Genomic DNA, 24,511 nt, shown 5'->3' with positions numbered 1-24,511 from the left:
TAGCTAGCAGCGCTATCTCCTGTTTCGGGGCGTGGAGCAGGGCTCTCGCGTCGACGAACATGGAACACGGTTCGGTGCACATGCCTGAGCAGGGCGGAGCCGTGGGGGATCTCCCACACTCTAGCAAGAAGTCGGGGCTCTGCCGAATCGCTACGCCGTGTAGAAGTCCGTTCCGACCGGGTCGCATGCCGATCGGCGCATGCCGAGCCCGCGGGGCGGCCCGCTGCCCGCGTCCGCGTCAGTCGTCGGACGGCGGCGGGGGCAGTTGCGTGTCGCTCGCGTAGGGCAGCCGCGAGCGCGCCACGACGAGCACGTCGACCACGAGCGAGCCGATCACGCCCGCGACGATCGAGAGGAACAGCACGACCGGATCGAGCCACTCGGCACCCCGCAGGAGCACCACGAGGACGATGAAGAGGATGAACTTCAGCAGCCACCCGCCCAGCACGATGCCGAAGAAGGCGCCGACGAAGAGGTCGGATCCGGCGAAGCTATTGGCGAGCAGGATGCTCGCGGCGGTGATGCCCATGAAGACGACGGCGATGAGCGTGCCGAGCAGGGCGCTCAGCAGGCCCTCCGTGCCCGCCACGGCGAACCCGATGACGCCGCCGACGACGGCGATCACCGCGGCGAGCAGTCCTCCCCAGAGCAGGGCCCTCCGCAGCACGGGGTTGGAGGTGGGCGTGCGGTCGGCGGGATCGCGGGTCGCGTCGGTCATCGGGCTCCTGTCGGCTGCTCGCCCGGGGTCGCCGGACGCTGGGGGTCGGTGAGGGGGGTCGCGCCGGCCAGCTCGTCGAGCCCCGGCGCGTACGGCGCGGTCGCGACATCCGCCTCGGCCGCCACGGTCTGGCGCTTGCGGCGCCCGAGGGGCGCGAGCGTGAGCGCCGCGAGGATCACGAAGCCGATCCCGAGGATCAGGAACGCCCAGCTCGAGTCGATGCCGAAGTACACCGGGAAGACGAACGCGAGCAGGCACCCGAAGGAGGCGACGGCGGTCCAGCCGTAGAAGATCAGCACGGCGTGCAGGTGCGAGTGGCCCATGTCGAGCAGGCGGTGGTGCAGGTGCTTGCGATCGGCGGCGAACGGCGACTTGCCGGCGCGCAGGCGACGGATGACGGCGAGGCCGAAGTCGAGCAGGGGGATCACCAGCACCGCGAACGGGATGATGATCGGGATGAACGCGGGGAACAGCTCGTCGGTGCCGAGGAGCGACGGGTCGACCTGGCCGGTGACGGCGATGGCCGAGGTCGCCATGAGCAGGCCCACGAGCAGGGCGCCGGCGTCCCCCATGAACAGCTTCGCGGGATGCCAGTTCAGCGGCAGGAACCCCGCGCACGCGCCGACCACGAGCACCGCGAGCAGCGACGCGAGGTTGAAGTAGTTCGTCGGCGACGTCTGCTGCACCAGCAGGTACGAGTAGAGGTAGAACACGCCGCTGGAGATGAGCGCGACGCCCGCGACGAGGCCGTCGAGGCCGTCGATGAAGTTGATGGCGTTCATCACGAGCACGATCGTGAACACCGTGATGGTCGCGCTCATCCAGGACGAGCCCACCGTGATGCCGCCGTCGGGTCCGCCGATCGGCAACGAGACGATCGACACCCCCTGCCAGGCGATCAGGCCGGCGGCGATGAACTGGCCGGCGAGCTTGGTGACCCAGTCGAGCTCCCAGATGTCGTCGGCCACGCCCATCGCGACGATCAGCCCGGCGGCGACCAGGATGGCGAGCACCTGCCAGCGGTCCTGGAAGATGATCTCGACGATCGAGAAGCGCGCGATCCCGAGGGTCGAGACCCATGCCGCCGCGGCGAACGCGACGAGGATGCCGCCGAACATCGCGATCCCGCCGAGCCGTGGGGTCGGCCGCGTGTGGACGTCCCGCTCGCGGATCTTCGGGTAGAGCCGGTACTTCAGGCTCAGCTTCCACACCACGAGCGAGCCGGCGAACGTCACGACCGCGGCGACGAGCGCGAGGGCGACGAACAGCGTCATGAGGCGGCGGCGTCCGTCTCGGCGACATCCGTCCCGGCGACATCCGTCCGGCTGCCGGCCGCCGAGCCGGCACCTGCATGTGCGCCGCCGGGGGGCGCATCGCCGCCGGCCGACGGCTCGGCGGCGACGGGCTCGGCGCCGACGTGCTCGGGCCGCTCGGCGAGCAGCTCCTCGCCCACGACCGCGGCGATCCGCTCACGCGAGATCACGCCGGCGCGCACGATGCGGAGCACGCCCGCGCCCTCGGCATCGATGCCCGTGGCATCCACGATCGTCGACGACGTGTCGCCGGGGCGCTCGCCGATCGCCTCGTACCCGGCGCCGGCCCTGCCGCCGTCAAGGTACACCGCGACGCGGTCGCCGAGCATGTCGGCGGCCTCCTGCGCGGTGGTCGCCGACGGCATCCCCGAGAGGTTCGCCGACGAGACCGCGAGCGGACCGGTCTCGGAGAGCAGCTCGAGCGCGATGCGCTGGTCTGGCATGCGCAGCGCGACGGTGCCGCGCGTCTCGCCGAGATCCCACTGCAGCGACGGCTGCGCGCGCAGGATGACGGTCAGGCCGCCCGGCCAGAACTCCGCCACGAGCTTTCGCACCGCCTCGGGCACCTCGACCGCGAGCGCATCGAGCGTGGGGATGCCGGGCACGAGCACGGGCGGCGGCGACGTGCGTTCGCGGCCCTTCGCGTCGAGGAGCCGCTGCACGGCGGCGGGGCTGAACGCGTCTGCGGCCACGCCGTAGACCGTGTCGGTGGGGATGACGACGAGCTCGCCGCTGCCGATGGCGCGACGGGCCAGGCGCATGCCGGCGAGGAGCTCGGACTCGACCGAGCAGTCGTGGATGACAGTCATGACCGCTCGATTCTAGACGTGGCACGGCCACGAGGGCTGGGCGTGACGGATGCCGCGCGGCCGGCGCCTCAGCGACGCCCCGCCTTGCGGCGGAACAGCCGGCCGCCCCAGATCGCGGCGACGGCGATGACGAGCACGCACCATCCGACCGCCCACCAGGCCGCGTCGCCCATCGGCGTGCCCATGAGCAGGCTCCGGATCGCCTCGATCACGGGCGTGATCGGCTGGTGCTCGGCGATCCAGGCGAGCCAGTCGGGAAGCGTCTCGACGGGCACGAACGCGCTCGACAGGTAGGGCAGGAACAGCAGGATGAAGCCGTAGGCGTTGGCCGCATCCGGGCTCGACGCCGCGAGCCCGATCGCCGCGAACAGGTAGGTGATCGCGAGGATGTACAGCGCGATCAGGCCGATCGCGGCGATCCACTCGGCGCCCGTCGCGGTCGGGCGGAAGCCGACGAGCAGCGCGACCCCGATCACGACGCCGGTCGCCACCAGGTTGCGCAGCACGCTGGCGACCACGTGGCCCGTCAACACGGCGCCGGCGCGCAGCGGCATGGTGCGGAATCGGTCGATGATGCCCGTGGTCATGTCGCGCGCGACGTAGAGCGCCGTCGAGCTCGCCCCGAAGCCGGCGCAGAGCAGGATGATGCCGGGCACGACATAGTCGACGTAGCCGCCGGACGGGTCGAGCGCGCCGCCGAAGACGTAGGTGAACAGCAGCATGAGCATGGTCGGGAGGATCACCGCCATGAGCAGCGCCTCGGTGTCGCGCAGGGAGTGCGTGATGCTCCGCCGGATGAAGACGGCCTCGGCGCCGAGCCCCGACGGGCGGGCCCGCACGGCGGCGGCCGGCCCGGCAGCGGCGGCGGTCGCGGTGGTGGGAACGAGCGTGGTCATGATCGGCCCTTCGTTGCGATGAGCTCGGCGTGGTGGCCCGGCTGGGCGTCGTGCGCGGTGATGGCGAGGAACACGTCGTCGAGGCTGGGCCGCCGGATGACGACCCGTGCCCCGCCGGCGACGGATGGCGCGAGGCGGTCGAGTTCGTCGACGGCGGCCCGCAGCCCGTGCACCGTGCCGTCGGTGGGCAGCGCCGCGAGCACCTCGTCATCGGATCCCAGGAGTTCGACGAGCTCGCCGCCGACCCTCGCCTTGAGCTCGGACGGGGTCCCCTCCGCGGCGATCCGGCCGCCGTCGAGCACGGCGATGCGGTCGGCCAGCCGATCGGCCTCTTCGAGGTACTGCGTCGTGAGGAAGACCGTGGCTCCGGCCTCGGCGACGTCGCGGATGGTGCGCCACAGCCCGAGCCGGCTCCGGGTGTCGAGTCCGGTGGTCGGCTCGTCCAGGAAGATCACCGGGGTCGGAACGACCAGGCTCAGGGCGAGGTCGAGTCGTCGACGCACGCCGCCCGAGTACGTCGCGACACGCTGGCCGGCGGCATCCGTCAGGTCGAACCGCTCGAGCAGCTCGCCGGCCCGCGCCCTGGCGGCGGCGGCGCCGAGGCCCGAGAGCCGCCCCATCATCACGAGGTTCTCGCGCCCCGTCAGGACGCCGTCGACGGCGGCGGACTGCCCGGTGAGGCTGATGCGCGCTCGGACCCCCTCGGGGTCGGTGCGGAGGTCGACGCCGGCGACCGAGGCGGTGCCGGCGTCGGGCTGCACCAGTGTGGTGAGTATGCCGATGGTCGTGGTCTTCCCGGCTCCGTTCGGCCCGAGGAGGGCGAACACGGTGCCGGCGTCGACCGCGAGGTCGAGGTCGCTGAGGACCTCGACCGAGCGGAATCGCTTGGCGATGCCGCGCGCGTCGATCGCGAGGGTCATGGCCGTGCCTTTCTGTGTGCGACGTAAACTGTGTATGTAATCCGCGGTTGTTTAACTAATACACAGTTCTACACTGGACGCAAGCCCCGCCCGCCGATTGGAGCCGGATGACCGCCGACACCCCCGTCGAGCCCGAGCTGCCGCGCGGCGTCGCGCTCGCCTGGGGCGTGGCCGCCAACCCGCAGCGCGGTCCGAAGCGTGAGCTCAGCATCGAGCGCATCGTCGACGCCGCCGTCGAGATCGCCGACGCCGAGGGGCTCGGCGCCGTCTCGATGAGCCGCGTCGCGCAGTCGTTGGGGTACACCACGATGTCGCTCTACCGCTACGTCACCGCGAAGGACGACCTCCTCGTCCTCATGCAGGAGCGCGGCATCGGCCTGCCGCCCGAGCCCGACCCCGCGCTCGACCCCGACGACTGGCGCGGCCGGCTGCGCACGATCGGCCGCGCGCAGGTCGACGTGCATCGCGAGCACCCGTGGCTGCTCGACATCCCCATCCAGGGCACGCCCGTGACGCCCAACAACCTCGCCTGGATGGATGCGATGCTCGCCGCCCTCTCGGGTGCGACGCTCGACGAGGATGAACGTGTGGCCATCATCCTGCTGCTCACGGGGCAGCTGCGCTGGCAGAGCACGATCGAGCGCTCGTACGAAGTCGCCGCCGGCGAGGCGGGGATCGACCCCCAGGCGATCGACGACGGCCGCTCGGCGATCCTCGACGCGTTCGTCACCGCCGAGGAGTTCCCGGCCCTCCGCCGCGCGGTCGACGCGGGCGTGTTCGCCGAGGGCGAGGACCCGTTCGCGTTCGGGCTCGAGCGCGTGCTCGACGGCGTCGCCGACTACCTCGCCAAGCGCGCGGGCGGCACGCGCCCCGCCGCCCCAGCGCTCGCCCGGGAGCCCGCCGAGATCGCTTCCGACAAGCGCGTTCGCGAGGCCCGCAAGGCGGTACGCGAGGCCGAGAAGCGGCTGCGCGACGCCCGCAAGGCCGAACGGCAGGCGGTGAAGGAGGCCGGGGCGCGTCTGCAGGTCCGCTGACGCGGGTCCCGAGGCGGATGCCGCGGGCTCAGCGCCGCGCGGTCGTCACCCGGTCGCGACCCGTCAGGTCGCGGTGATGCGCGATGGCGTGCCATCCGTCGCCCGACAGCAACGCCGCGATCTCGGCCGCCTGCGCCTCGCCGTGCTCGATCATGAGCGTGCCGCCCGCGTGCAGCAGCGCGAGCGCCCGCCGTGAGAGCACGCGCACCACGTCGAGGCCGTCGGCACCGCCGTACAGCGCGTGCTCGGGGTCGTAGAGCCGCACTTCCGGGTCGCGCGGGATCGCGCCGGCCGGGATGTACGGCGGGTTCGACGCCACCACGGCGGCGCGGCCGTCGAGCTCGGGCAGCGCCACGGCGAGGTCGCCGAAGACGAGCTCGAGGTTCTCGGCGGCCACCTCCTCGACGTTGCGCCGCGTCCAGGGGAACGCCTCGGGCGAGTTCTCCACGGCCCAGACGCGCGCGTGCGGCACCTCGGTCGCCATCGCGAGCGCGATCGCGCCGCTGCCGGAGCCGAGGTCGAGCGCGATGGGCTCGGGCTCCGCGGCCGCCCGCAGCGCATCGATCGCGAGCTGCGCGAGCAGCTCGGTCTCGGGACGTGGGACGAACACGCCCGGGCCGACGGCGAGCTCCAGCGAACGGAAGGCGGCACGGCCCGTGAGGTGCTGCAGCGGCTCGCGGCCCGCGCGGCGAGCGACGAGCTCGGCCAGCGCCGCGGCATCCGTCGCCCCCACGTCGGCGCCCACGACCAGCTTCGCGTGCACCCCGCCGCGCGAGAGACCCAGCACATGCCCGAGCAGCAGGTCGGCGTCGACCTCGGGATCGGGCACGCCCGCCGCCGCGAGCGCGCGCACCGTCTCGTCGCGCACGTCGCGGAGCGGGCGGGACGAGGGCGCATCGGGCGGTGCATTCACGCAATGGAATGTAACCCACTCCCCCGCCGAACCCGTGCTCCGTATGCTGGAGCGCGGCACGACGCCCGCGTCACGAGAGGGAGCACCATGGCTCAGGTCTACGAGAACATCACCGAGGTCTTCGGGCGCACGCCGCTCGTGAAGCTGAACCGCGTGACGGATGGCGCCGGCGCCACCGTGCTCGGCAAGCTCGAGTTCTACAACCCCTCCGCGAGCGTCAAGGACCGCCTCGGCATCGGCATCGTCGACGCCGCCGAGGCCTCGGGCGAGCTGAAGCCCGGCGGCACGATCGTCGAGGGCACGAGCGGCAACACGGGCATCGCGCTCGCCATGATCGGCGCCGCCCGCGGGTACCGCGTCGTGATCGCGATGCCCGAGACCATGAGCAAGGAGCGGCGGGCCCTGCTTCGCGCCTACGGCGCCGAGCTGGTGCTGACCCCGGGCTCCGAGGGCATGAAGGGCGCCGTCGCCCGCGCCGAGCAGATCGCCGCCGAGACCCCCGGCGCCGTGCTCGCCAAGCAGTTCGACAACCAGGCCAACGTCGACATCCACCGCCGCACCACGGCCGAGGAGGTCTGGAACGACACCGACGGCGGCGTCGACATCTTCGTCTCCGGCATCGGCACGGGCGGCACGCTCTCGGGCGTCGGCCAGGTGCTGAAGGAGCGCAAGCCCGAGGTGCAGATCGTCGGCGTGGAGCCGCTCGAGTCGCCGATCCTGAACGGCGGCCAGCCCGGCCCGCACAAGATCCAGGGCATCGGCGCGAACTTCGTGCCGTCCATCCTCGATCGCGAGGTCTACGACGAGATCATCGACGTGAACATCGACCAGGCCGTCGCGACCGCGCGCCGACTGGGCGTCGAGGAGGGCATCCTCGGCGGCATCTCGTCGGGCGCGACCGTGTACGCGGCCACGCAGCTCGCCCAGCGTCCCGAGAACGCCGGGAAGACCATCGTCGTGATCCTCGCCAGCTACGGCGAGCGGTACCTCTCGACGGTGCTCTACGAGGGGCTGGTCGACTGACGCCCAGCGGCGATCTGGTTGACTGAGCCGGTGGGAATCCTCGGCAGCCTCAGGGAAGACATCGCGACCGCTCGGTCCCACGACCCCGCCGCCCGCAGCCGCATCGAGGTGGTGCTCGCCTACTCCGGCCTGCACGCCATCTGGGCCTACCGCCTCGCGCACCGCATGTGGCAGGTCCCCCTGCTGCGACTGCCGGCGCGCATCGTCTCCCAGCTCACGCGATTCCTCACGGGCATCGAGATCCACCCCGGCGCCACGATCGGCCGCCGTTTCTTCATCGACCACGGCATGGGCGTGGTGATCGGCGAGACGGCGGTCGTCGGCGACGACGTGATGCTCTACCACGGGGTCACGCTCGGCGGGAAGGCGCCGCGAGGTGCGCCGAAGGGCTCGAAGCGCCATCCGACCCTCGGCGACGGCGTGACGGTGGGCGCGGGCGCGAAGGTGCTCGGCGACATCGAGATCGGCACGGGCAGCGCCATCGGCGCCAACGCCGTGGTGACCAAGGGCGCACCGCCGCAGTCGTTGCTCGTCGGCATCCCGGCAGTCGCTCGTCCGCTGTCGCCGGCGACCGCCGACGCGGCGCGAGGCGTGCACGACTGGCACGTCGACTGGCACATCTGACGCGCGGGGCGCGGCCGGCGGGGCGAACGGGCTACTGGTCGCCGAGGTCGGCGAGCCGGGCCTCCTCGTCGGCCCGGACGGCCGACTCGATGACGGGCTCGAGCGCCCCGTCCATGACCTGGTCGAGGTTGTACGACTTGTAGCCCGTGCGGTGGTCGGCGATGCGGTTCTCGGGGAAGTTGTAGGTGCGGATGCGCTCCGAGCGGTCCATCGACCGGATCTGGGATTTCCGGGCGTCGGATGCCGCGGCCGCGAGCTCCTCCTGCTGGCGCGCGAGCAGGCGTGCGCGCAGCACGCGCATCGCCGCCTCCCGGTTCTGCAGCTGCGACTTCTCGTTCTGCATCGCCACGACGATGCCGGTCGGCACGTGCGTGATCCGCACGGCGGAGTCGGTCGTGTTCACCGACTGGCCGCCGGGGCCGCTCGAGCGGTACACGTCGATCTTGAGGTCGTTCTGGTTGATGTCGACCTCCTCGGGCTCGTCGACCTCGGGGAAGACGAGCACGCCCGTGGTCGACGTGTGGATGCGGCCCTGCGTCTCGGTGACCGGCACGCGCTGCACGCGGTGCACGCCGCCCTCGTACTTGAGGTGCGCCCACACTCCCTGCGACGGGTCGGTCGCGTTGGACTTGATCGCGACCTGCACGTTCTTGTACCCGCCGAGGTCGGACTCGTCGCGCTCGAGCAGCTCGGTCTTCCACCCCTTCGACTGCGCGTACTGGATGTACATGCGCAGCAGGTCGGCCGCGAAGAGGGCGCTCTCGGCGCCGCCCTCGCCGCCCTTGATCTCCATGATCACGTCGCGGCCGTCGTCGGGGTCTCGCGGGATCAGCAGGCGCCGGAGCTTCTCCTGCGACTCGGCGAGCTGCTCCTCGAGCGCCGGCACCTCCTCGGCGAACGCCTCATCCTCCTTGGCCAGCTCGCGCGCCGCCTCGAGGTCGTCCTGCGCCTGCTGCCACGCGGCGTTCGCGGCGACGATCCGGCTGAGCTCGGCGTAGCGCCGGTTCACCTTCTTCGCGCGCGCGGCATCGGCGTGCAGCGCCGGGTCGGCGAGCTCCTCCTGCAGCGCGGCGTGCTCGGCGATCAGTGCCTGGACGGACTCGAACATCGATCAGCGGTGGTGGTCGGAGTCGTGCCCGTGGCCGTTGCCATTGCCGCCCACCGGCGCCGACTTCTGCATGAGCAGCAGGAACTCGGTGTTCGACTGCGTCTCGCGCAGGCGACCGAGCACGGCCTCGAGGGCCTGCTGCGGCTCGAGGCCGGCGAGCGCGCGGCGGAGCTTCCAGGTGATCTTGACCTCGTCGGCCGAGAGCAGCATCTCCTCGCGGCGCGTGGACGACGCGTTGACGTCGACCGCCGGGAAGATGCGCTTGTCGGCGAGCTGGCGCGAGAGGCGCAGCTCGGAGTTGCCGGTGCCCTTGAACTCCTCGAAGATCACCTCGTCCATCTTCGAGCCGGTCTCGACCAGCGCGGTCGCGAGGATCGTCAGCGAGCCGCCGTTCTCGATGTTGCGCGCCGCGCCGAAGAAGCGCTTCGGCGGGTACAGCGCCGACGCGTCGACGCCGCCCGAGAGCACGCGACCGGATGCCGGTGCCGCGAGGTTGTACGCGCGGCCGAGCCGGGTGATCGAGTCGAGCAGCACGACCACGTCGTGACCGAGCTCGACGAGCCGCTTCGCGCGCTCGATCGCGAGCTCGGCGACCGTCGTGTGGTCCTCCGCAGGACGGTCGAAGGTCGAGGCGATGACCTCGCCCTTCACCGTGCGCTGCATGTCGGTGACCTCTTCCGGTCGCTCGTCGACGAGCACGACCATGAGGTGGACTTCGGGGTTGTTGATCGCGATGGCGTTCGCGATCTGCTGCAGCACGATGGTCTTGCCGGCCTTGGGCGGCGAGACGATCAGGCCGCGCTGGCCCTTGCCGATCGGCGCGATGAGGTCGATGATGCGCTGGGTGAGCTTGGTGGGCTCGGTCTCCATGCGCAGGCGCTCCTGCGGGTAGAGCGGCGTGAGCTTGCCGAACTCGATGCGCGCGGCCGATTCCTCGGCGGTCTGGCCGTTGACCGAGTCGATCTTGACCAGCGCGTTGTACTTCTGGCGCGTGTTGCCCTCGCCCTCGCGGGGCTGCTTGATGGCGCCGACGACGGCGTCGCCCTTGCGCAGGTGGTACTTCTTCACCTGTCCGAGCGACACGTAGACGTCGCTCGGGCCGGGGAGGTAGCCCGTCGTGCGCACGAACGCGTAGTTGTCGAGCACGTCGAGGATGCCCGCGATCGGGACGAGCACGTCGTCGTCGAGGATCTCGGGCTCGACGTCGTCGCCGGCGCCCTGGCCGCGGCGCTTGCGGTCGCGGTACCGGTTGCGACGGCCGCCCTCGCCCTCGGCCTGCTGCTCGCCGCGGGACTGGTCGCCGCGGCCCTGCTGGCCCCGGCCGCCCTGCTCCTGGCGACCCTTGTCGGGCTCGCCCTGGCGCTCGGGCTCGGGCTGCTCGTCGGCCCGGCGTCCGCCCTGCCGCTCACCGCCCTGGCGCTCGGGCTGCTCGGCCTTCTGCGCCTCGCCGCGCTCGCCGCGCTCGCCGCGCTCGCCCCGGTCGCCGCCGCGACGACCGCGGTTGCGGCTGCGACCCTGACGCGGCTCGGTCGCGGGCTGCTCGCCGCCCTCGCCCTCGGCCTCGCCGGCCTGACGGGCCTCGCCCGTCGCGGCGGCGAGCTGCTCGCGCACGGCGGCACGGGCGGCTTCGCGCGCCTCGTCGGTGCTGGGCTCGGCGGCCTGCGCGGGAACGAGCTCGACGCCCGAGAGCCCCGCGTTGGCGTGCTGGGCGGCGGCGGTCGCGCTCGTCGCGCGGCGCGGCTGGCGGCCCCGGCGGGTCGGCTCGGCCTGGGCCGGCGCAGGCGCTGCGGCGTCGGATTGCGTCTCCTCAACGGGCGCGGCCTGGGCCTCAGCCTCGGCAGGCGCGGTCTCCGCCTCAACGGGCACGCCCGCAGCCGCAGTCTCGGCCGGCGCGGCCTCGACGGGCGCGGCCTCGACGGGAGCAGCCGCGTCGGCCTCAGCCGGCGCCGCGGGCGCCGCGACATCCTCTGCGGGAACGAGGGCGGGCTCGTCGAGCGTCGGCGCCTCGACGGCGGCGGCCTCGTCGCGCACCGGCGCCGCGGCGTCGACGACCTCGTCGAGCTCGGTGGTGCCGGTTCCGTCGGTGTGGGCGGAGATCAACTCCACGAGTTCTCCTTTACGACGCTTCGATGCGCCCGCGATGCCGAGGGAGGCGGCGAGCTCCTGGAGCTCGGCGACCCTCATCGCGGTCAGGCGGGTGCGGTTCGCCACGCCCTCGGCGTAGTCGGTTCCGTTGGTCACTGGGTTCGTCCTTTCCCCTCGCCAGGAATCTGGGTTGGCCGAGGAGAGCTGGTCGCTGACACGCGAAGGTGATGCGCACGAGGCGCAGACCTGCGCGTGGGCGAAAGCATGAGATGCCGGGAATTGCACGATGCGGCCGGTGCGCGAACGCTGCGCCTGCCGGGTGCGGATTCAGTCTAGCACCAGCGGATCGGCTGCCCGACCACGCGCCGCGCCGTGCATCGGCGGATGGCGCGGGGCCGGCGCCGACCGGACCGGATCAGTCCTCGTCGACCGGGTGCACGGTCGCACCGAGGAAGTCGACCGCGAGCGGCAGCGCCTGCCACGACGTCTCCGCGGCGCCCTCCACGATCCGGATCGCATCCGCCCGCTCGATCGGGTCGCTCGCGAGGACGAGGATCGACGGGCCTGCGCCCGACACGACGGCGGGGTGTCCGGCCGCGCGGAGCACGCGGATGAGCCGGTCGGTCTCGGGCATCGCCTCGGCGCGGTAGCGCTGGTGCAGCTTGTCCTCGGTGGCCGCGAGGAGCAGCTCGGGGCTCTGGATGAGTGCGGCGACGAGCAGCGCCGAGCGCGACACGTTGAACACCGCATCCTCGTGCGGCACCGACGTGGGCTGGAGGCTCCGCGCGAGCGCGGTCGACATCTCGTGCTCGGGCACGAGCACGAGCGGCGAGACGCCACGGTGCACCATGAGCTTCTTGTGGCGCGGCCCCTCGGGCGTGACCCACGCGATCGTGAGGCCGCCGAAGAGCGCCGGCGCGACGTTGTCGGGGTGCCCCTCGAGCTCGGTGGCGAGCTCGAGCAGCTCGTCGGGCGAGATCTGGATCTCGGGCTCGAGGAGGCCCTTCGCGGCCATGATCCCGGCGACGATCGCGGCGCCGGACGAGCCGAGCCCGCGCCCGTGCGGGATGGCGTTGTGCGCGATCAGGCGCAGCGGCGGGCGCTCGAGGCCGTAGTGCGCGAAGGCGTGCGCGATCGCGCGCACGACGAGGTGCGACTCGTCGAGCGGAACCTCGCCCTCGCCGACGCCGCGCACCTCGATGTCGAGGCCGTCGGGGATGACCTCGACCTCGAGCTCGTCGTAGCGCGCGAGCGCGAGCCCGAGCGTGTCGAAGCCGGGACCGAGGTTCGCCGAGGTCGCGGGGACCTTCACATGCACGCGACGCCCGGCGAGGTCGGGCGCGTGCGCGGGCGCGGTCTCGGCCGCGGCACTCATGAGGCGAGCCCCAGCACCGCGGCGACGTGCGCCACATCGGCCGGGACGACGGTGGGCTGCACGTCGGAGCCGTCGGGGCCGCGCAGCGCCCACTGCGGGTCCTTCAGGCCGTGCCCGGTGACGGTGAGCACCACGCGGGCGCCCCTCGGGACCTGGCCCGCGGCGGAGCGCTCGAGCAGTCCGGCGACGCTGATCGCCGAAGCGGGCTCGACGAAGATGCCGACCTCGGCCGAGAGGATGCGCTGGGCCTCGAGGATCCTGTCGTCGTCGATGGCGCCGAAGTAGCCGTCGGTCGCGTCGCGCGCCTCGAGTGCGAGGTGCCACGACGCGGGGTTGCCGATGCGGATCGCGCTCGCGATGGTCTCGGGGTGCCTCACGGGCTCGCCGAGCACGAGCGGTGCCGAGCCGGCGGCCTGGAACCCGAACATGCGCGGCAGGCGCGTGGCGTTGCCCGCCTCGATGTCCTCGCGGTAGCCGCGCGTGTACGCGGTGTAGTTACCCGCGTTGCCGACCGGGATGAAATGGAAGTCGGGCGCGTCGCCGAGCACCTCGACGACCTCGAAGGCGGCGGTCTTCTGGCCCTCGATGCGGTCGTTGTTGACGGAGTTGACCAGGTGCACCGGGTAGTTCTCGGCGAGGTCGCGAGCGATGTCGAGGCAGTCGTCGAAGTTGCCCTGGATCTGGATGAGGTGCGCGTCGTGCGCGATCGCCTGGCTCAGCTTGCCCATCGCGATCTTGCCCTCGGGCACGAGCACGGCGGCCTTGATGCCGGCGTGCGTGGCGTACGCGGCGGCCGACGCCGACGTGTTGCCCGTCGAGGCGCAGATCACGACCTCGGCGCCGCGCTCGACGGCCTTGGTCACGGCCATCGTCATGCCGCGGTCCTTGAACGAGCCGGTCGGGTTCATTCCCTCGAACTTGACCCACACGTCGGCGCCCGTGCGGCGCGAGAGCGCGGGCGCGGGCAGGAGCGGCGTGCCGCCCTCGCCGAGGGTGACGACGGGCGTGGCATCCGTCACGTCGAGGCGGTCGGCGTACTCGCGGATGACGCCGCGCCACTGCCGGGAGGGCGCCTTCGTTGCCTGGTGGTTCACTCTGCTCCTTCGACTCGGATGACGGATGCGACCGAGGTCACGACGGGGCTGTCGGCGAGCGCGCGCACCGTCTCGGCGAGCGCGGACTCACGCGCCTCGTGGGTGCCGATGACCAGCGTAGCCCGGCCGGTCCCGTCGTTGATGGTCTGCACGAGCTCGCCGACGCTGACCCCGTGGTCGGCGAAGGCGTGCGCGATGGTCGCGAGCACGCCGGGCTGGTCGGCGGCCTCGATCGTGATGGCGTACCGGGTCGTGATGCGGCCGATCTCGAGCACCGGCAGCTCGGCGTGCGTCGACTCGGCCGTGCCGGGGCCGCCGAGCACGTGACGGCGGGCGATCGCGACGAGGTCGCCGAGCACCGCCGAGGCGGTCTGCACGCCGCCCGCGCCGGCGCCGTAGAACATGAGCGGACCGGCGGCGTGCGCCTCGACGAAGACCGCGTTGTTGGCCCCGTGCACGGCGGCGAGCGGGTGCGTGCGGTGCACCATTGCGGGATAGACGCGGGCCGAGACGCCCTCCTCGCCGGAGTCGGGGTCGGTGAGGCGCTCGCAGATGGCGAGGAGCTTGACGACGTACCCGGCACGCTTGGCCGACTCGACCTGCGCGGCGGTCACGCCGGTGATGCCCTCGCGATGCACGGCCTCGACGGGCACCGTGGTGTGGAAGGCCAGGCTCGCGAGGATCGCGGCCTTCTGCGCGGCGTCGTAGCCGCCGATGTCGGCCGTCGGATCGGCCTCGGCATAGCCGAGCTCGGTCGCGGTCGCGAGCGCGTCCTCGAGCGATGCGCCGGTCGTGTCCATCCGGTCGAGGATGAAGTTCGTCGTGCCGTTGACGATGCCGAGGATCCGCTCGATGCGGTCGCCGGCGAGGCTGTCGCGCAGCGGCCGGATGATCGGGATGGCTCCGCCCACCGCCGCCTCGTACGACAGCTGCGCGCCGACCTGCTGCGCGGCCGCGAACAGCTCGGGCCCGTGCGTCGCGAGCAGGGCCTTGTTGCCGGTCACGACGTCGGCGCCCGATGCGATGGCCTTCAGCACGAGCGTGCGCGCGGGCTCGAGCCCGCCCATGAGCTCGATCACGATGTCGGCGGCGACGATGAGCGACTCGGCGTCGGTGGTGAGGAGTTCGCGGGGCAGGTCGACGTCGCGCGCCGCGTCGACGTCGCGCACGGCGATGCCGACGAGCTCGAGGCGCGCGCCGATGCGGTTGGCCAGCTCGTCGCCCTGCTCGCGCAGCAGGCGCGCGACCTGCGAGCCGACGGAGCCGGCGCCGAGCAGCGCGACCCGGATGGAACGGTATTCGATCATGCGGTGACTCCGTGTGCGTCATCGTCGTGGTCGGGATCGCCGGGCGCGGGCTCGCCGAGGCCCGCGTCGCGGGCGAGCAGGTCGGCCTCGGTCTCGCCGCGCACGATGACCCGCGCGGCACCGTCGCGCACGGCGACGACGGGCGGCCGCGGCACGTGGTTGTAGTTGTTCGCGAGCGACCAGCAGTACGCGCCGGTCGCGGCAACCGCGACCAGGTCGCCGGGCGCGACGTCGTGCGGGAGGTGGTCGGCGTCGACGACGATGTCGCCGGACTCGCAGTGCTTGCCGGCCACGCGCACGAGCGCGGGCGGCTCGGACGAGACTCGTCCGGCGAGCCGCACCGTGTAATCGGCCCCGTACAGCGCGGTGCGCGCGTTGTCGCTCATGCCGCCGTCGACGGACACGTAGTGGCGCCAGACTCCGTCGGCGATCGGCACGGGCTTGACCGTGCCGACCGTGTACAGCGTGACGCCGGCCGGGCCGATGATGGACCGCCCGGGCTCGAACGCGAGCTTCGGCACCGGCACGCCCCGGTCGCGGCATCCGCGGGCGACCGCATCGGCGATGCCCTGGGCGATCTGCTCGATGGGGGCGGGGTCGTCGGCCGACGTGTAGGCGATGCCGAACCCGCCGCCGAGGTTCAGCTCGGGCAGCGGCGCGACCCGCGCGAGCTCGGCATGCGCGGCGAGCAGCCGCTCGGCCGACTCCGCGAATCCCGCCGAGTCGAAGATCTGCGAGCCGATGTGGCAGTGCAGCCCGAGGAAGTCGAGCGACGCGTGCGACCTGATGCGCGTGCCGATCTCGACGGCGCGTTCGAGCGAGACCCCGAACTTCTGGTCCTCGTGGGCGGTGGCGAGGAACTCGTGCGTCGACGCGTGCACGCCGCTGTTCACGCGGAGCCGCACGCGTTGCACGCGGCCGGCTCGCGCCGCGGCATCCGCCACCCGCTCGATCTCGACCTCGGAGTCGATGATGATCGCGCCGACGCCGGCGGCGACCGCGCGTTCGATCTCGGCGACCGACTTGTTGTTGCCGTGGAAGCCGATGCGCGTCGGATCGGCTCCTGCCGCGAGCGCGACCGCGAGTTCTCCGCCGGTGCACACGTCGACCGCGAGTCCGGCCTCGGTCACCCAGCGCACGATCGCGCCCGAGAGGAACGCCTTGCCCGCGTAATAGACCGTCACGGTCGTGCCGACGGATGCCGCGGCGGCCTCGAATGCGGCCAGGATGCGCGCCGCACGGCCCCGGGCGTCGGCCTCGTCGACCACGTAGAGGGGCGTGCCGAACTGCTCGGCGAGGCGGGTCGCCGGGATGCCGCCGATCACGAGGCGGCCGTCGGCGTCGCGGTGGGCGCCCTCGGGCCACACCTGCGGGGCCAGCGCGTTGGCGTCGTCGGGCGCGCGGAGCCGACCGGGTACTGCTTCGGTGGATGCCACGGGGAAACCTCACGGGACGGAAGAATCGACAGGTCGCTCGCGGCGAGCGAACCCGGATTGGTTCCTGAAGCCTGCTGCGCGCCGCCCTTGTGAGGCGGCTCAACGGCGAGTCTACCGACGCCCCGACGACGGGCCGAATCCGCCGACCGCGGCGGCCGTCCCTCAGCCGCAGGTGCCGGTGGTGGCCAGCGAGTCCTCGACGAGGGGAAGGCCGCTCGCCTCGAGTCGCACGGTCGCGCCCCCGGGGGCGACTTGGAGCCCCGTGACCTCGACGCCCTCGGGCAGCCGGTCGGCCACGCAGATCGGCACCGGCTCGCCGCCCAGGAGGCGGTCGACGAGGCCGGATGCGTCGAAGGTGCCGCCGCCGGCCTGGATGTCGGCGCCCACCGGGGTGAGCAGCACGCGGTCGCCGGCCGCCTCGGGCTCGGCCGTGACGGTGAAGCCGATCGGGATGCCGAGGATCGTCGCCTCGTCGGTGTACGCCACCGTGCCCTCGCCCAGCTCGAGGCCGCCCTCGATGCCCTGCGACTCGGCGATGGCGTCGACGGCCGCCTCGTCGATGCTCGCCACGACCTCGGCCCGCTCGACCGGCGCGCCCTGCTCGAGCGGCACGCCGTTCGCGGTGACCGTGACGTCGACCGGCACCCCGTACACGTCGAGTGCGGGCGCCGTCGCGACGACCTCGTCCATCCGCCCCGTGAGCGCCTGCCAGAGCGCGGACACGCCACGGATCTCCACGTCGACTTCGCCCTCGACGCCCTCGGGAAGCCCCTGCTCGATCGACGCGGCGACGTTGCGCTCGGCGATGCCGCGGCCGACGGTCTCGACGAGCACGAGGAGGCCTGCGACGATGACGACGAGCATGCCGAGGATGATCAGGGCGCGGCCCCCGGCGCTCGTGCGGCGGCGGGGGCGGTCGGGCTCGCCGACGGGCTCGATGCGGACGGTCTCGGCGTCGGAGGCGGACATGGCTCCGAAGGCTACATGCGCTCGGGCGCCGACACGCCGAGCAGGTCGAGTCCGTTGCGGATGACCTGGCCGGTCGCGTCGTTCAGCCACAGGCGCGTCCGGTGGAGGTCGCCGACCGGCTCGTCGCCGAGCGGCAGCACGCGGCAGTTGTCGTACCAGCGGTGGTACAGGCCGGCGAGCTCCTCGATGTAGCGGGCGATGCGGTGCGGCTCGCGCAGCTCGGCCGCCTGGGCGACGATGCGCGGGAACTCCTGCAGTGCGCCGAGGAGCGCCGACTCCGTCTCGTGGTCGAGCAGCTCGGGCGCGAACGCCGAACGGTCGACGCCCGACGCGTGCGCGTTGCGGGCGACGGCCGCGGTACGGGCGTGCGCGTACTGCACGTAGAAGACCGGGTTGTCGTTGGTGCGCCGGCGGAGCTGCTCGGGGTCGATCGCGAGGGGCGAGTCGGCCGGGTAGCGCGCGAGCGTGTAGCGCAGCGCATCGGTTCCGAGCCAGACCTGCAGGTCGTCGAGCTCGATGATGTTGCCGGCGCGCTTGGACAGCTTGGCGCCGTTGATGCTCACGAGCTGGCCGATGAGCACCTCGATGTCGCGCTCTGGGTCGTCGCCGGCGGCACCGGCGAGTGCCTTCAGCCGGTGGACGTAGCCATGGTGGTCTGCCCCGAGCAGGTAGATCTTGTGCTCGAAGCCGCGGTCGCCCTTGTCGAGGTAGTACGCGGCATCGGCGGCGAAGTACGTGTAGACCCCGTTGGCGCGACGGATCACCCGGTCCTTGTCGTCGCCGAAGTCGGTCGTGCGGACCCAGACCGCGCCATCCTCGTCGAACACGTGCCCCTGCGCACGGAGCCGCTCGACCGCGGCGTCGATGGCCGACACGCCGTCCTCGTCCTTCGCGTGCAGCGAGCGCTCGCTCGTCCACACGTCGAACCGCACGTTGAAGCGCTCGAGCGACTCGCGGATCTCGCCGAGCTGCAACTCGTACGCGATCTCGCGCGCGGTGTGCAGCGCGACCTCGTCGTCGAGCTCGAGCAGGTGCGGCTCGCGCTCGAGGACGCGCGCGGCGAGGTCGGCGATGTACTGGCCGGGGTAGCCGTTCTCGGGCGTGGGCTCGCCCTTCGCCGCCGCGATCACCGAGGCGCCGAAGTTGTCCATCTGGTTGCCGGCGTCGTTGATGTAGTACTCGTTCGCGACCTTGGCGCCGGCGGCGCGCAGCACGCGGCCGATCGAGTCGCCGAGCGCGGCCCAGCGGGTGTGCCCGATGTGCAGCGGACCGGTCGGGTTCGCCGAGACGAACTCGAGGTTGATCACGCGGCCGGCGAGAGACTCGCCGCGACCATACGCGGGCCCCTGCTCGACGACGGCCTGCGCCAGCGCGCCCGCGGCCGCGGCATCTAGCCGGATGTTGATGAACCCGGGGCCCGCGACCTCGGCGCTCGCGACGCCCTCGACCGCGGCGAGGCCCTCGGCCAGCTCGGTGGCCAGGGCGCGCGGGTTGGTGCCGAGCGGCTTGGCGATGCGCATGGCGATGCTGGACGCCCAGTCGCCGTGGTCGCGCAGCTTCGGCCGCTCGAGCGTGACGGCCTCGGGAGCCAGGTCGAGCGCGACGTCGTCGCCGGCCTCGCGCCGTCGCGCGACCAGGTCGGTGACGAGGTCGAAGAGGGCACGCGAGAGGTCGGCGGGAGTCACTCGAAGATCCTACCCGGCACCGTTGGTAGGGTTTCCCGCATGCCGCGCCCGAACGCCCTCCGCCCCCGCACCGCAGCGACGGCCCTCGCCGCCGCGGCGGCCGCGCTGGTCCTCGCCGGATGCACCGCCCCGGGCGCCTCGCCCGCACCCACCGACGGAGCCGCCGCGCCCACGGGCACGGCCGCACCCGGCGCATCCGGGACGGCCGCCCCCACGCCGGAGCCGACCGAGGAACCCGTGCCGTTCGAGATCGCGTGCGACGCGATGCTGACGGCCGACCAGCTCTACGCGTTCAATCCGAACTTCGGTCTCGCCCCCGACTTCGAGCCGTCCGGTTCGGCCGTGGTCGAGGTCGTCGAGGCCGAGGGCACCGCGTGCGGCTGGAGCAACCAGACGAGCGGCGAGGTCATCGAGGTCGGCGTCGCGACACTGCCGCCGAACGCGTTCGAGCGGCAGGTCGGCGAAGCGGCGATGTCGAGCAACGCGGTGCCGACGTACGGCACGCCCCCCGACGTCGAGGGCTTCTTCCTGCTGTCGGGCGGCGTCGGCCAGGCGCAGGTGTTCACGGGCGACTACTGGATCGTCGTCGAGTCCGAGGCGCTGTTCGAGCCGGGCGACGCGCAGCAGCTCGTCGCGTCGGTCATGGACAACCTGCCGCAGGGCTGATCGCAGCCCGCCGGGGTGCCGACCGGACGCCCCGCAGGTGGTAGTGTTGCTGGCTGTGCGCCTCCGTAGCTCAGGGGATAGAGCGCCGGTTTCCGGTACCGTAGGTCGGGGGTTCGAATCCCTCCGGGGGCACGTTTGTGATGTCTCACGACATCGTGAACGGCTGAACCCGCGGATGACGCGGGTTCAGCCGTTTTTCGTTGCGGCCTGGTAGGTCCGTTCGGGGTCGATTCGGTGTTCGCTGAGGACGGTGCCGTCGGGGTCGATGACGGTGGCTCGGGTGTTGTGGATGAGCACGATGACGTCGGTGCCGGCGTGGGGGCGGCCGATGCCCAGGTGCAGCATCCGGTTCGCGTAGCGCAGTGAGACCTTCCCGCCGGGGTCGACGCGGTCGTAGCGCACTCGCCACAGATTCGGGTCGTCCGGCGCGGTCGGTGAGGCTTTCGGAATCAGCTCGTACGCGAACGCCGGGGTGCGCCGGTTGATCGACCGGTGCGGGCGCTGGGTGTTGTAGTACTCGCGGAACGCGTCGAGGATCTGCTGCAACTCCTCGATGCTGGCGGTGGGTCGGGCGGTCAGGTGTTTTTTCAGGGTCTGCCAGAGCCGCTCGATCTTGCCCTGGGTGGTGGGCTTGTAGGGCAGCCCGTTCTTCTGGGCGATGCCGTACAGGGCCAGCAGGGTCTCGAACGCGTTCGGGTTCCCGGTGCCGGTGGCGGTGCCGGCGTACCGGGTGGTGTAGACCATGCCGTTGTCCGTGAGCGTCGCCGCCGGATAGCCGTGCTCATTCCCGGCGCTGGTGAACGTGTCCGTGACGGTGCGGCCTGACACCCGCCGGTGGGCACTGAGGTGCAGCAGGTAGCGGGAGTGGTCATCGAGCCAGCCGATGATCTCCACCCCGGCCCCGGTGGTGAGGGCCCAGTGGGTGAAGTCGGACTGCCACATCTGGTTGGGCCGGTCCGCGGCGAACCGCAAGTACGAGCTGCGGGGCCGCTTCTGCGGCTGCGGTTCGATCCGGCCCGCGCGGGCGAGCACCCGCCACACCGTTGACCGGCTGACCTGATGCCCTTCGCCGGTCAAGTGGGTGTGGATCGTGTCGCACCCGGCATCCAATCCCATCCGGACCAGCTCGTCCCGCAGGGCCAGGATCCGATCGCGCACCGCTGTCGGAGCGCGGGTCGGTGAGGACGCGGGTCGTTTCGAGCGCGGCTGATACGCCGCCTCGCCGTCCTCGAGCCACCGATGATGCAGCTTGTGCACGAGCGTCTTCGACACCCCGTACCGGGCGGCGACCTGCCCGTAGGAGAGCCCTTGCACGGTCACGGCCTTGATCAGCAGCTCGTACTTGCCCACCGTTCACGATGTCTTGAGACATCCCGCCGCCGACCACCCAGCCGTTCACGATGTCTTGAGACACCCGTTCACGATGTCCTGAAACCAGACACCTCCGGGGGCACGTCGTGGAGAGCCGGGTCCAGTCGATCGACTGAGGGCCCGGCTCGTTCCGTTTCTGGGTGCGACGCGGGGCGCCGTGCGCACCTTCCACGGCCGCCAGTCGCGCCGCTGGAGATCGGCTGAACGTACGCCGTGAATGCGTGGACGGGCTCTCCGGGCCGCCCATAGACTCCAGACATCCGCTCCGAGTGGAAGGCAACGGGTGCGCATGCGGTCGGTACGCAGGGGTTCGATCGTGGTCGCCGTGGCGGCGGGGCTCGCGCTCGCAGCGCTGCCGCTGGCCGCGCACGCCGAGGATCCGGTCGCGTTCGGGGCGAGCCCCGTCGTGGACACGGCCGGGGCACTGAGCGGGGGCGAGCTCGCCGAGGTCGAGGCCGCGATCGGCGCTGCGACCGACGCGACCGGCCGGCAGCTCTTCGTGGCGTACGTCGACGACTTCACGAACCCCGAGGATGCCGCGTCGTGGGCGACCGACACCGCGAACGCGAACAACATGGGCAACGAGGACTACCTGCTCGCGGTGGCGATCGAGGGGCGGGCGTACTACCTCTCGGCCGCCGAGGATGCCTCGCTGTCGGCCGCTGATATCGACAAGATCTCCCTGGAGGTGGTCGAGCCCGAACTCGCCGACGGCGACTGGGCCGGTGCGGCGATCGCCGCGGCCGAGGCGATCGGCGGCGGCTCCGGCGGAGCCGAAGGCGGTGGGGGCGGCCTCGGATGGCTCTGGATCGTGCTCATCGGCGCGGCCGTGATCGCGGTCGTCGCGATCGTGCTCGCGCGGCGCCGCCGCAGAGCCGCGGTCGGCGGCCCGGTCGGCCCGGCCGTGCCCGGCATCCCGCCTCCGCAGCCGCCCGTGCCCGTGGAGGAGCTCCGACGCCGCGCCGGCGGGGCGCTCGTGGAGGCCGACGACGCCCTGAAGACGAGCGACGAGGAGCTCGGCTTCGCCGTCGCCGCCTACGGCGAGGAGGCCACGGCCGGCTTCCGGGCGGCGCTCGAGGCCGCCAAGGAGAAGGTGCGCGAGGCGTTCACGCTCCAGCAGCGGCTCGACGATCACGAACCCGACACCGAGGCGCAGCAGCGCGAATCGTACGAGCGCATCCTCGCGCTGACGGTCGAGGCCGACACGATGCTCGACGAGCAGGCCGAGCGGTTCGACGAGCTGCGCGCGCTCGAGCAGAACGCGCCCGAGGCGCTCGCCCGTGTCGAGCAGGCGGCGCGTGCGGCCGACGAGGCCATCGGCCCCGCCGGGTCGCGCCTGCACGCGCTCGCGGCGCAGTACTCCGGCGCCGCGCTGGCCTCGATCGCCGACAACCCCGAGCAGGCGCGCACGCGCGTGGCCTTCGCTCGCGACTCGATCGAGGCGGCGCGCGCCGCGATCGGACGGGGCGAGACGGCGGCCGCCGCGGTCGACATCCGCGCGGCCGAGGAGGCGGTCGACCAGGCGAAGCTGCTCGCCGCCGCGATCGAACGGCTCGCGGCCGATCTCGGCGCCGCCGACCGGGCCATCGCCGCCGGAGTCGACGACCTCGACGCCGACGTCCGCACGGCGCGGAGCCTTCCCGACGGCCGCCTCGCCGGCCTGGCCGACCGCGTCGAGGCGGAGTCGTCGACGATCCGCGCCGAGCTCGCGCGGGCCGGGCGCGCGCCCCTCGAGCTGAAGGCGCGCCTCGACCGGGTGAACGCCGAGATCGACCAGGCCGTGCAGGGCGCGCGCGACGCGCAGGTCGCGGCCGAGCGCGCCCGCGCCGAGCTCGACCGGACGCTGCTCGCAGCGCGGTCGCAGGTGCAGGCCGCCGAGGACTACCTCGTCGCCCGGCGCGGCGCGATCGGAGCCGAGGCGCGCACGCGGCTCGCCGAGGCGGGTCGGCTGCTCGTCGAATCGCAATCGGTCGCGGCCACCGACCCGGCCCGGGCCCTCGCGTCGGCGCGGCGCGCCGAGCAGCTCGCCGGCCAGGCGATGTCGCTGGCGCAGCAGGATGTGGGCGGCTTCGGCGCAGGGTACGGCGGGTACGGCGGTGTCCCCCAGCCGCAGGGCGGCGGGGGCGGCGACCTATTCGGTGCGGTGCTCGGCGGCATCCTCATCAACTCGGTCCTCGGGGGCGGCGGCGGAGGCGGGATGTTCGGCGGCGGCGGCGGAGGCCGTCGGGGCGGCGGCTTCGGGGGCGGTTTCGGCGGCGGACGCTCCCCCGGAAGCTTCGGAGGCTCGGGGACGCGTGGCCGACGCGGAAGCGGAGGCCGCTTCTGAACCGACTCGATCCAGCGACACGGCACTGACCATCCCACGGAAGGAGACCAGGATGACCAAGCAGTCCATCTTCGGACGCATCTCGCAGCTGCTGCGAGCCAATGTCAACGCCCTCATCGACCAGGCCGAGGACCCCCAGGTCATGCTCGACCAGATGGTGCGCGACTTCACCAACTCGATCGCCGACGCCGAGGCGGCCATCGCCGAGACGATCGGCAACCTGCGCCTGCTCGAGGACGACCACCGCGAGGACCTCGAGGCGGCGCGCGAGTGGGGCGACAAGGCGCTCGCCGCCAGTCGCAAGGCCGACGAGCTTCGCTCGGCGGGTGACACCGCCGGGGCCGACAAGTTCGACAACCTCGCCAAGGTCGCGCTCAGCCGGCAGATCTCGTCCGAGAACGAGGCGAGGGCGGCCGAGCCGCAGATCGCCGCGCAGACCGAGGTCGTCGACAAGCTGAAGAGCGGCCTCAACGGCATGAAGCAGAAGCTCGTCGACCTGCAGAACAAGCGGTCCGAGCTCATCGCGCGAGCCAAGACTGCGCAGGCCCAGCAGCAGGTGCATGCAGCCGTCAAGTCGATCGACATCCTCGATCCGACGAGCGAGATCGGTCGCTTCGAGGACAAGATCCGTCGCGAGGAGGCCAAGGCCCGCGGGCAGGCCGAGATCGCCGCGTCGAGCATCGATGCTCAGTTCAACGAGCTCGACGACCTCGGCGAGCTCACCGAGGTCGAGGCGCGGCTCGCCGAACTCAAGGCGGGCGGCTCGCCTTCGTCGCAGGGCCAGATCGCCGGGTCCTGATCCGGGTCGCGGATGCCGCCGGGCCGTCGCCCCGCGGCAT

General features: G+C 72.5%; 21 protein-coding genes and 1 tRNA gene. 7 read left to right on the top strand and 15 right to left on the bottom strand.

The genetic code is table 11. The features are described from left to right. Positions 1 to 238 precede the first annotated feature (238 nt). The 5 genes from ACZ4TW_RS13175 to ACZ4TW_RS13155 form a co-directional block, all read right to left on the bottom strand. Positions 239 to 718: a hypothetical protein gene (locus ACZ4TW_RS13175; protein WP_465543182.1), complete on the bottom strand. Its 480-nt coding sequence runs from the start codon at positions 716 to 718 to the stop codon at positions 239 to 241. Continuing rightward, entirely contained in the window at positions 715 to 1,992 is a 1,278-nt protein-coding gene (locus ACZ4TW_RS13170; RefSeq protein WP_465543181.1) for an MraY family glycosyltransferase, read from the bottom strand. The genes ACZ4TW_RS13175 and ACZ4TW_RS13170 overlap by 4 nt, the downstream gene beginning before the upstream one ends. Continuing rightward, positions 1,989 to 2,840, bottom strand: coding sequence for an L-threonylcarbamoyladenylate synthase (locus tag ACZ4TW_RS13165; RefSeq protein ID WP_465543180.1), 852 nt, complete (start codon positions 2,838 to 2,840; stop codon positions 1,989 to 1,991). The genes ACZ4TW_RS13170 and ACZ4TW_RS13165 overlap by 4 nt, the downstream gene beginning before the upstream one ends. A gap of 68 nt (positions 2,841 to 2,908) precedes the next feature. Then, complete coding sequence (locus ACZ4TW_RS13160; RefSeq protein ID WP_465543179.1) at positions 2,909 to 3,736, bottom strand: ABC transporter permease; 828 nt, start codon at positions 3,734 to 3,736, stop codon at positions 2,909 to 2,911. Continuing rightward, positions 3,733 to 4,656, bottom strand: a complete 924-nt coding sequence (locus ACZ4TW_RS13155; RefSeq protein WP_465543178.1) for an ATP-binding cassette domain-containing protein — start codon at positions 4,654 to 4,656, stop codon at positions 3,733 to 3,735. Before ACZ4TW_RS13155 ends, ACZ4TW_RS13160 begins: the two co-directional genes overlap by 4 nt. 107 nt (positions 4,657 to 4,763) lie before the next feature. Here ACZ4TW_RS13155 and ACZ4TW_RS13150 point away from each other — a divergent pair, with 107 nt between their 5' ends. Continuing rightward, positions 4,764 to 5,690, top strand: coding sequence for a TetR/AcrR family transcriptional regulator (locus ACZ4TW_RS13150; protein WP_465543177.1), 927 nt, complete (start codon positions 4,764 to 4,766; stop codon positions 5,688 to 5,690). Between the two features lie 28 nt (positions 5,691 to 5,718). Here the strand turns inward: ACZ4TW_RS13150 and prmC are convergent, their stop codons facing one another. Then, positions 5,719 to 6,558 (bottom strand): peptide chain release factor N(5)-glutamine methyltransferase, encoded by an 840-nt coding sequence (prmC, locus tag ACZ4TW_RS13145; RefSeq protein ID WP_465543220.1) that lies wholly within the window; start codon positions 6,556 to 6,558, stop codon positions 5,719 to 5,721. A 132-nt stretch (positions 6,559 to 6,690) separates the two neighbouring features. On the opposite strand from prmC, the gene cysK reads away from it, so the two are divergent. Together cysK and epsC are read left to right on the top strand one after the other, a co-directional pair. After that, positions 6,691 to 7,626, top strand: coding sequence for a cysteine synthase A (gene cysK, locus ACZ4TW_RS13140; RefSeq protein WP_465543176.1), 936 nt, complete (start codon positions 6,691 to 6,693; stop codon positions 7,624 to 7,626). Between the two features lie 30 nt (positions 7,627 to 7,656). Beyond that, positions 7,657 to 8,250 (top strand): serine O-acetyltransferase EpsC, encoded by a 594-nt coding sequence (gene epsC / locus ACZ4TW_RS13135; RefSeq protein ID WP_465543175.1) that lies wholly within the window; start codon positions 7,657 to 7,659, stop codon positions 8,248 to 8,250. 31 nt (positions 8,251 to 8,281) lie between these two features. On the opposite strand, the gene prfA is transcribed toward epsC, so the two are convergent. From prfA to ACZ4TW_RS13095, 8 genes are all read right to left on the bottom strand, one after another. After that, on the bottom strand, positions 8,282 to 9,358 hold the full coding sequence (gene prfA / locus ACZ4TW_RS13130; protein WP_465543174.1) for a peptide chain release factor 1: 1,077 nt from the start codon (positions 9,356 to 9,358) through the stop codon (positions 8,282 to 8,284). 3 nt (positions 9,359 to 9,361) lie between these two features. Then, positions 9,362 to 11,599, bottom strand: coding sequence for a transcription termination factor Rho (rho, locus tag ACZ4TW_RS13125; protein WP_465543173.1), 2,238 nt, complete (start codon positions 11,597 to 11,599; stop codon positions 9,362 to 9,364). Positions 11,600 to 11,858: 259 nt separating this feature from the next. Beyond that, entirely contained in the window at positions 11,859 to 12,818 is a 960-nt protein-coding gene (gene thrB / locus ACZ4TW_RS13120) for a homoserine kinase (protein WP_465543172.1), read from the bottom strand. Further along, complete coding sequence (gene thrC / locus ACZ4TW_RS13115; RefSeq protein ID WP_465543171.1) at positions 12,815 to 13,912, bottom strand: threonine synthase; 1,098 nt, start codon at positions 13,910 to 13,912, stop codon at positions 12,815 to 12,817. The genes thrB and thrC overlap by 4 nt, the downstream gene beginning before the upstream one ends. After that, the gene (locus ACZ4TW_RS13110; protein WP_465543170.1) at positions 13,909 to 15,219 is read right to left on the bottom strand and encodes a homoserine dehydrogenase; all 1,311 of its coding nucleotides are present in this window, start codon (positions 15,217 to 15,219) and stop codon (positions 13,909 to 13,911) included. The genes thrC and ACZ4TW_RS13110 overlap by 4 nt, the downstream gene beginning before the upstream one ends. Beyond that, positions 15,216 to 16,655, bottom strand: coding sequence for a diaminopimelate decarboxylase (lysA, locus tag ACZ4TW_RS13105; protein WP_465543169.1), 1,440 nt, complete (start codon positions 16,653 to 16,655; stop codon positions 15,216 to 15,218). Before lysA ends, ACZ4TW_RS13110 begins: the two co-directional genes overlap by 4 nt. 162 nt (positions 16,656 to 16,817) lie before the next feature. Next, positions 16,818 to 17,624 (bottom strand): LmeA family phospholipid-binding protein, encoded by an 807-nt coding sequence (locus ACZ4TW_RS13100; protein ID WP_465543168.1) that lies wholly within the window; start codon positions 17,622 to 17,624, stop codon positions 16,818 to 16,820. 11 nt (positions 17,625 to 17,635) lie between these two features. Then, positions 17,636 to 19,309, bottom strand: coding sequence for an arginine--tRNA ligase (locus ACZ4TW_RS13095; protein ID WP_465543167.1), 1,674 nt, complete (start codon positions 19,307 to 19,309; stop codon positions 17,636 to 17,638). 39 nt (positions 19,310 to 19,348) lie between these two features. On the opposite strand from ACZ4TW_RS13095, the gene ACZ4TW_RS13090 reads away from it, so the two are divergent. Beyond that, positions 19,349 to 19,975 carry an iron ABC transporter ATP-binding protein gene (locus ACZ4TW_RS13090; RefSeq protein ID WP_465543166.1) on the top strand — a complete coding sequence of 209 codons (627 nt, stop codon included), beginning with the start codon at positions 19,349 to 19,351 and terminating at the stop codon, positions 19,973 to 19,975. A gap of 59 nt (positions 19,976 to 20,034) precedes the next feature. After that, positions 20,035 to 20,107, top strand: a tRNA-Arg gene (locus tag ACZ4TW_RS13085). Between the two features lie 54 nt (positions 20,108 to 20,161). On the opposite strand, the gene ACZ4TW_RS13080 is transcribed toward ACZ4TW_RS13085, so the two are convergent. Continuing rightward, a complete protein-coding gene (locus ACZ4TW_RS13080; RefSeq protein ID WP_465543165.1) occupies positions 20,162 to 21,325 on the bottom strand; it encodes an IS481 family transposase in 1,164 nt (387 codons plus the stop codon). Positions 21,326 to 21,662: 337 nt separating this feature from the next. On the opposite strand from ACZ4TW_RS13080, the gene ACZ4TW_RS13075 reads away from it, so the two are divergent. Together ACZ4TW_RS13075 and ACZ4TW_RS13070 are read left to right on the top strand one after the other, a co-directional pair. Beyond that, positions 21,663 to 23,672: a TPM domain-containing protein gene (locus ACZ4TW_RS13075; protein ID WP_465543164.1), complete on the top strand. Its 2,010-nt coding sequence runs from the start codon at positions 21,663 to 21,665 to the stop codon at positions 23,670 to 23,672. A gap of 52 nt (positions 23,673 to 23,724) precedes the next feature. Then, positions 23,725 to 24,471, top strand: coding sequence for a PspA/IM30 family protein (locus ACZ4TW_RS13070; protein WP_465543163.1), 747 nt, complete (start codon positions 23,725 to 23,727; stop codon positions 24,469 to 24,471). The last annotated feature ends 40 nt before the right edge of the window (positions 24,472 to 24,511 follow it).

The sequence above is a fragment of the Agromyces sp. NPDC029043 genome (assembly GCF_055564615.1).
This window is presented reverse-complemented; position numbering and strand designations above follow the sequence as displayed.

What these genes read in the sequence shown, in the direction of transcription:
- ACZ4TW_RS13175 (WP_465543182.1), bottom strand. Translation starts at nt 718, where the DNA reads ATGACCGACGCGACCCGCGATCCCGCCGACCGCACGCCCACCTCCAAC.
- ACZ4TW_RS13170 (WP_465543181.1), bottom strand. Translation starts at nt 1,992, where the DNA reads ATGACGCTGTTCGTCGCCCTCGCGCTCGTCGCCGCGGTCGTGACGTTC.
- ACZ4TW_RS13165 (WP_465543180.1), bottom strand. Translation starts at nt 2,840, where the DNA reads ATGACTGTCATCCACGACTGCTCGGTCGAGTCCGAGCTCCTCGCCGGC.
- ACZ4TW_RS13160 (WP_465543179.1), bottom strand. Translation starts at nt 3,736, where the DNA reads ATGACCACGCTCGTTCCCACCACCGCGACCGCCGCCGCTGCCGGGCCG.
- ACZ4TW_RS13155 (WP_465543178.1), bottom strand. Translation starts at nt 4,656, where the DNA reads ATGACCCTCGCGATCGACGCGCGCGGCATCGCCAAGCGATTCCGCTCG.
- ACZ4TW_RS13150 (WP_465543177.1), top strand. Translation starts at nt 4,764, where the DNA reads ATGACCGCCGACACCCCCGTCGAGCCCGAGCTGCCGCGCGGCGTCGCG.
- cysK (WP_465543176.1), top strand. Translation starts at nt 6,691, where the DNA reads ATGGCTCAGGTCTACGAGAACATCACCGAGGTCTTCGGGCGCACGCCG.
- prfA (WP_465543174.1), bottom strand. Translation starts at nt 9,358, where the DNA reads ATGTTCGAGTCCGTCCAGGCACTGATCGCCGAGCACGCCGCGCTGCAG.
- thrB (WP_465543172.1), bottom strand. Translation starts at nt 12,818, where the DNA reads ATGAGTGCCGCGGCCGAGACCGCGCCCGCGCACGCGCCCGACCTCGCC.
- ACZ4TW_RS13110 (WP_465543170.1), bottom strand. Translation starts at nt 15,219, where the DNA reads ATGATCGAATACCGTTCCATCCGGGTCGCGCTGCTCGGCGCCGGCTCC.
- ACZ4TW_RS13100 (WP_465543168.1), bottom strand. Translation starts at nt 17,624, where the DNA reads ATGTCCGCCTCCGACGCCGAGACCGTCCGCATCGAGCCCGTCGGCGAG.
- ACZ4TW_RS13090 (WP_465543166.1), top strand. Translation starts at nt 19,349, where the DNA reads ATGCCGCGCCCGAACGCCCTCCGCCCCCGCACCGCAGCGACGGCCCTC.
- ACZ4TW_RS13070 (WP_465543163.1), top strand. Translation starts at nt 23,725, where the DNA reads ATGACCAAGCAGTCCATCTTCGGACGCATCTCGCAGCTGCTGCGAGCC.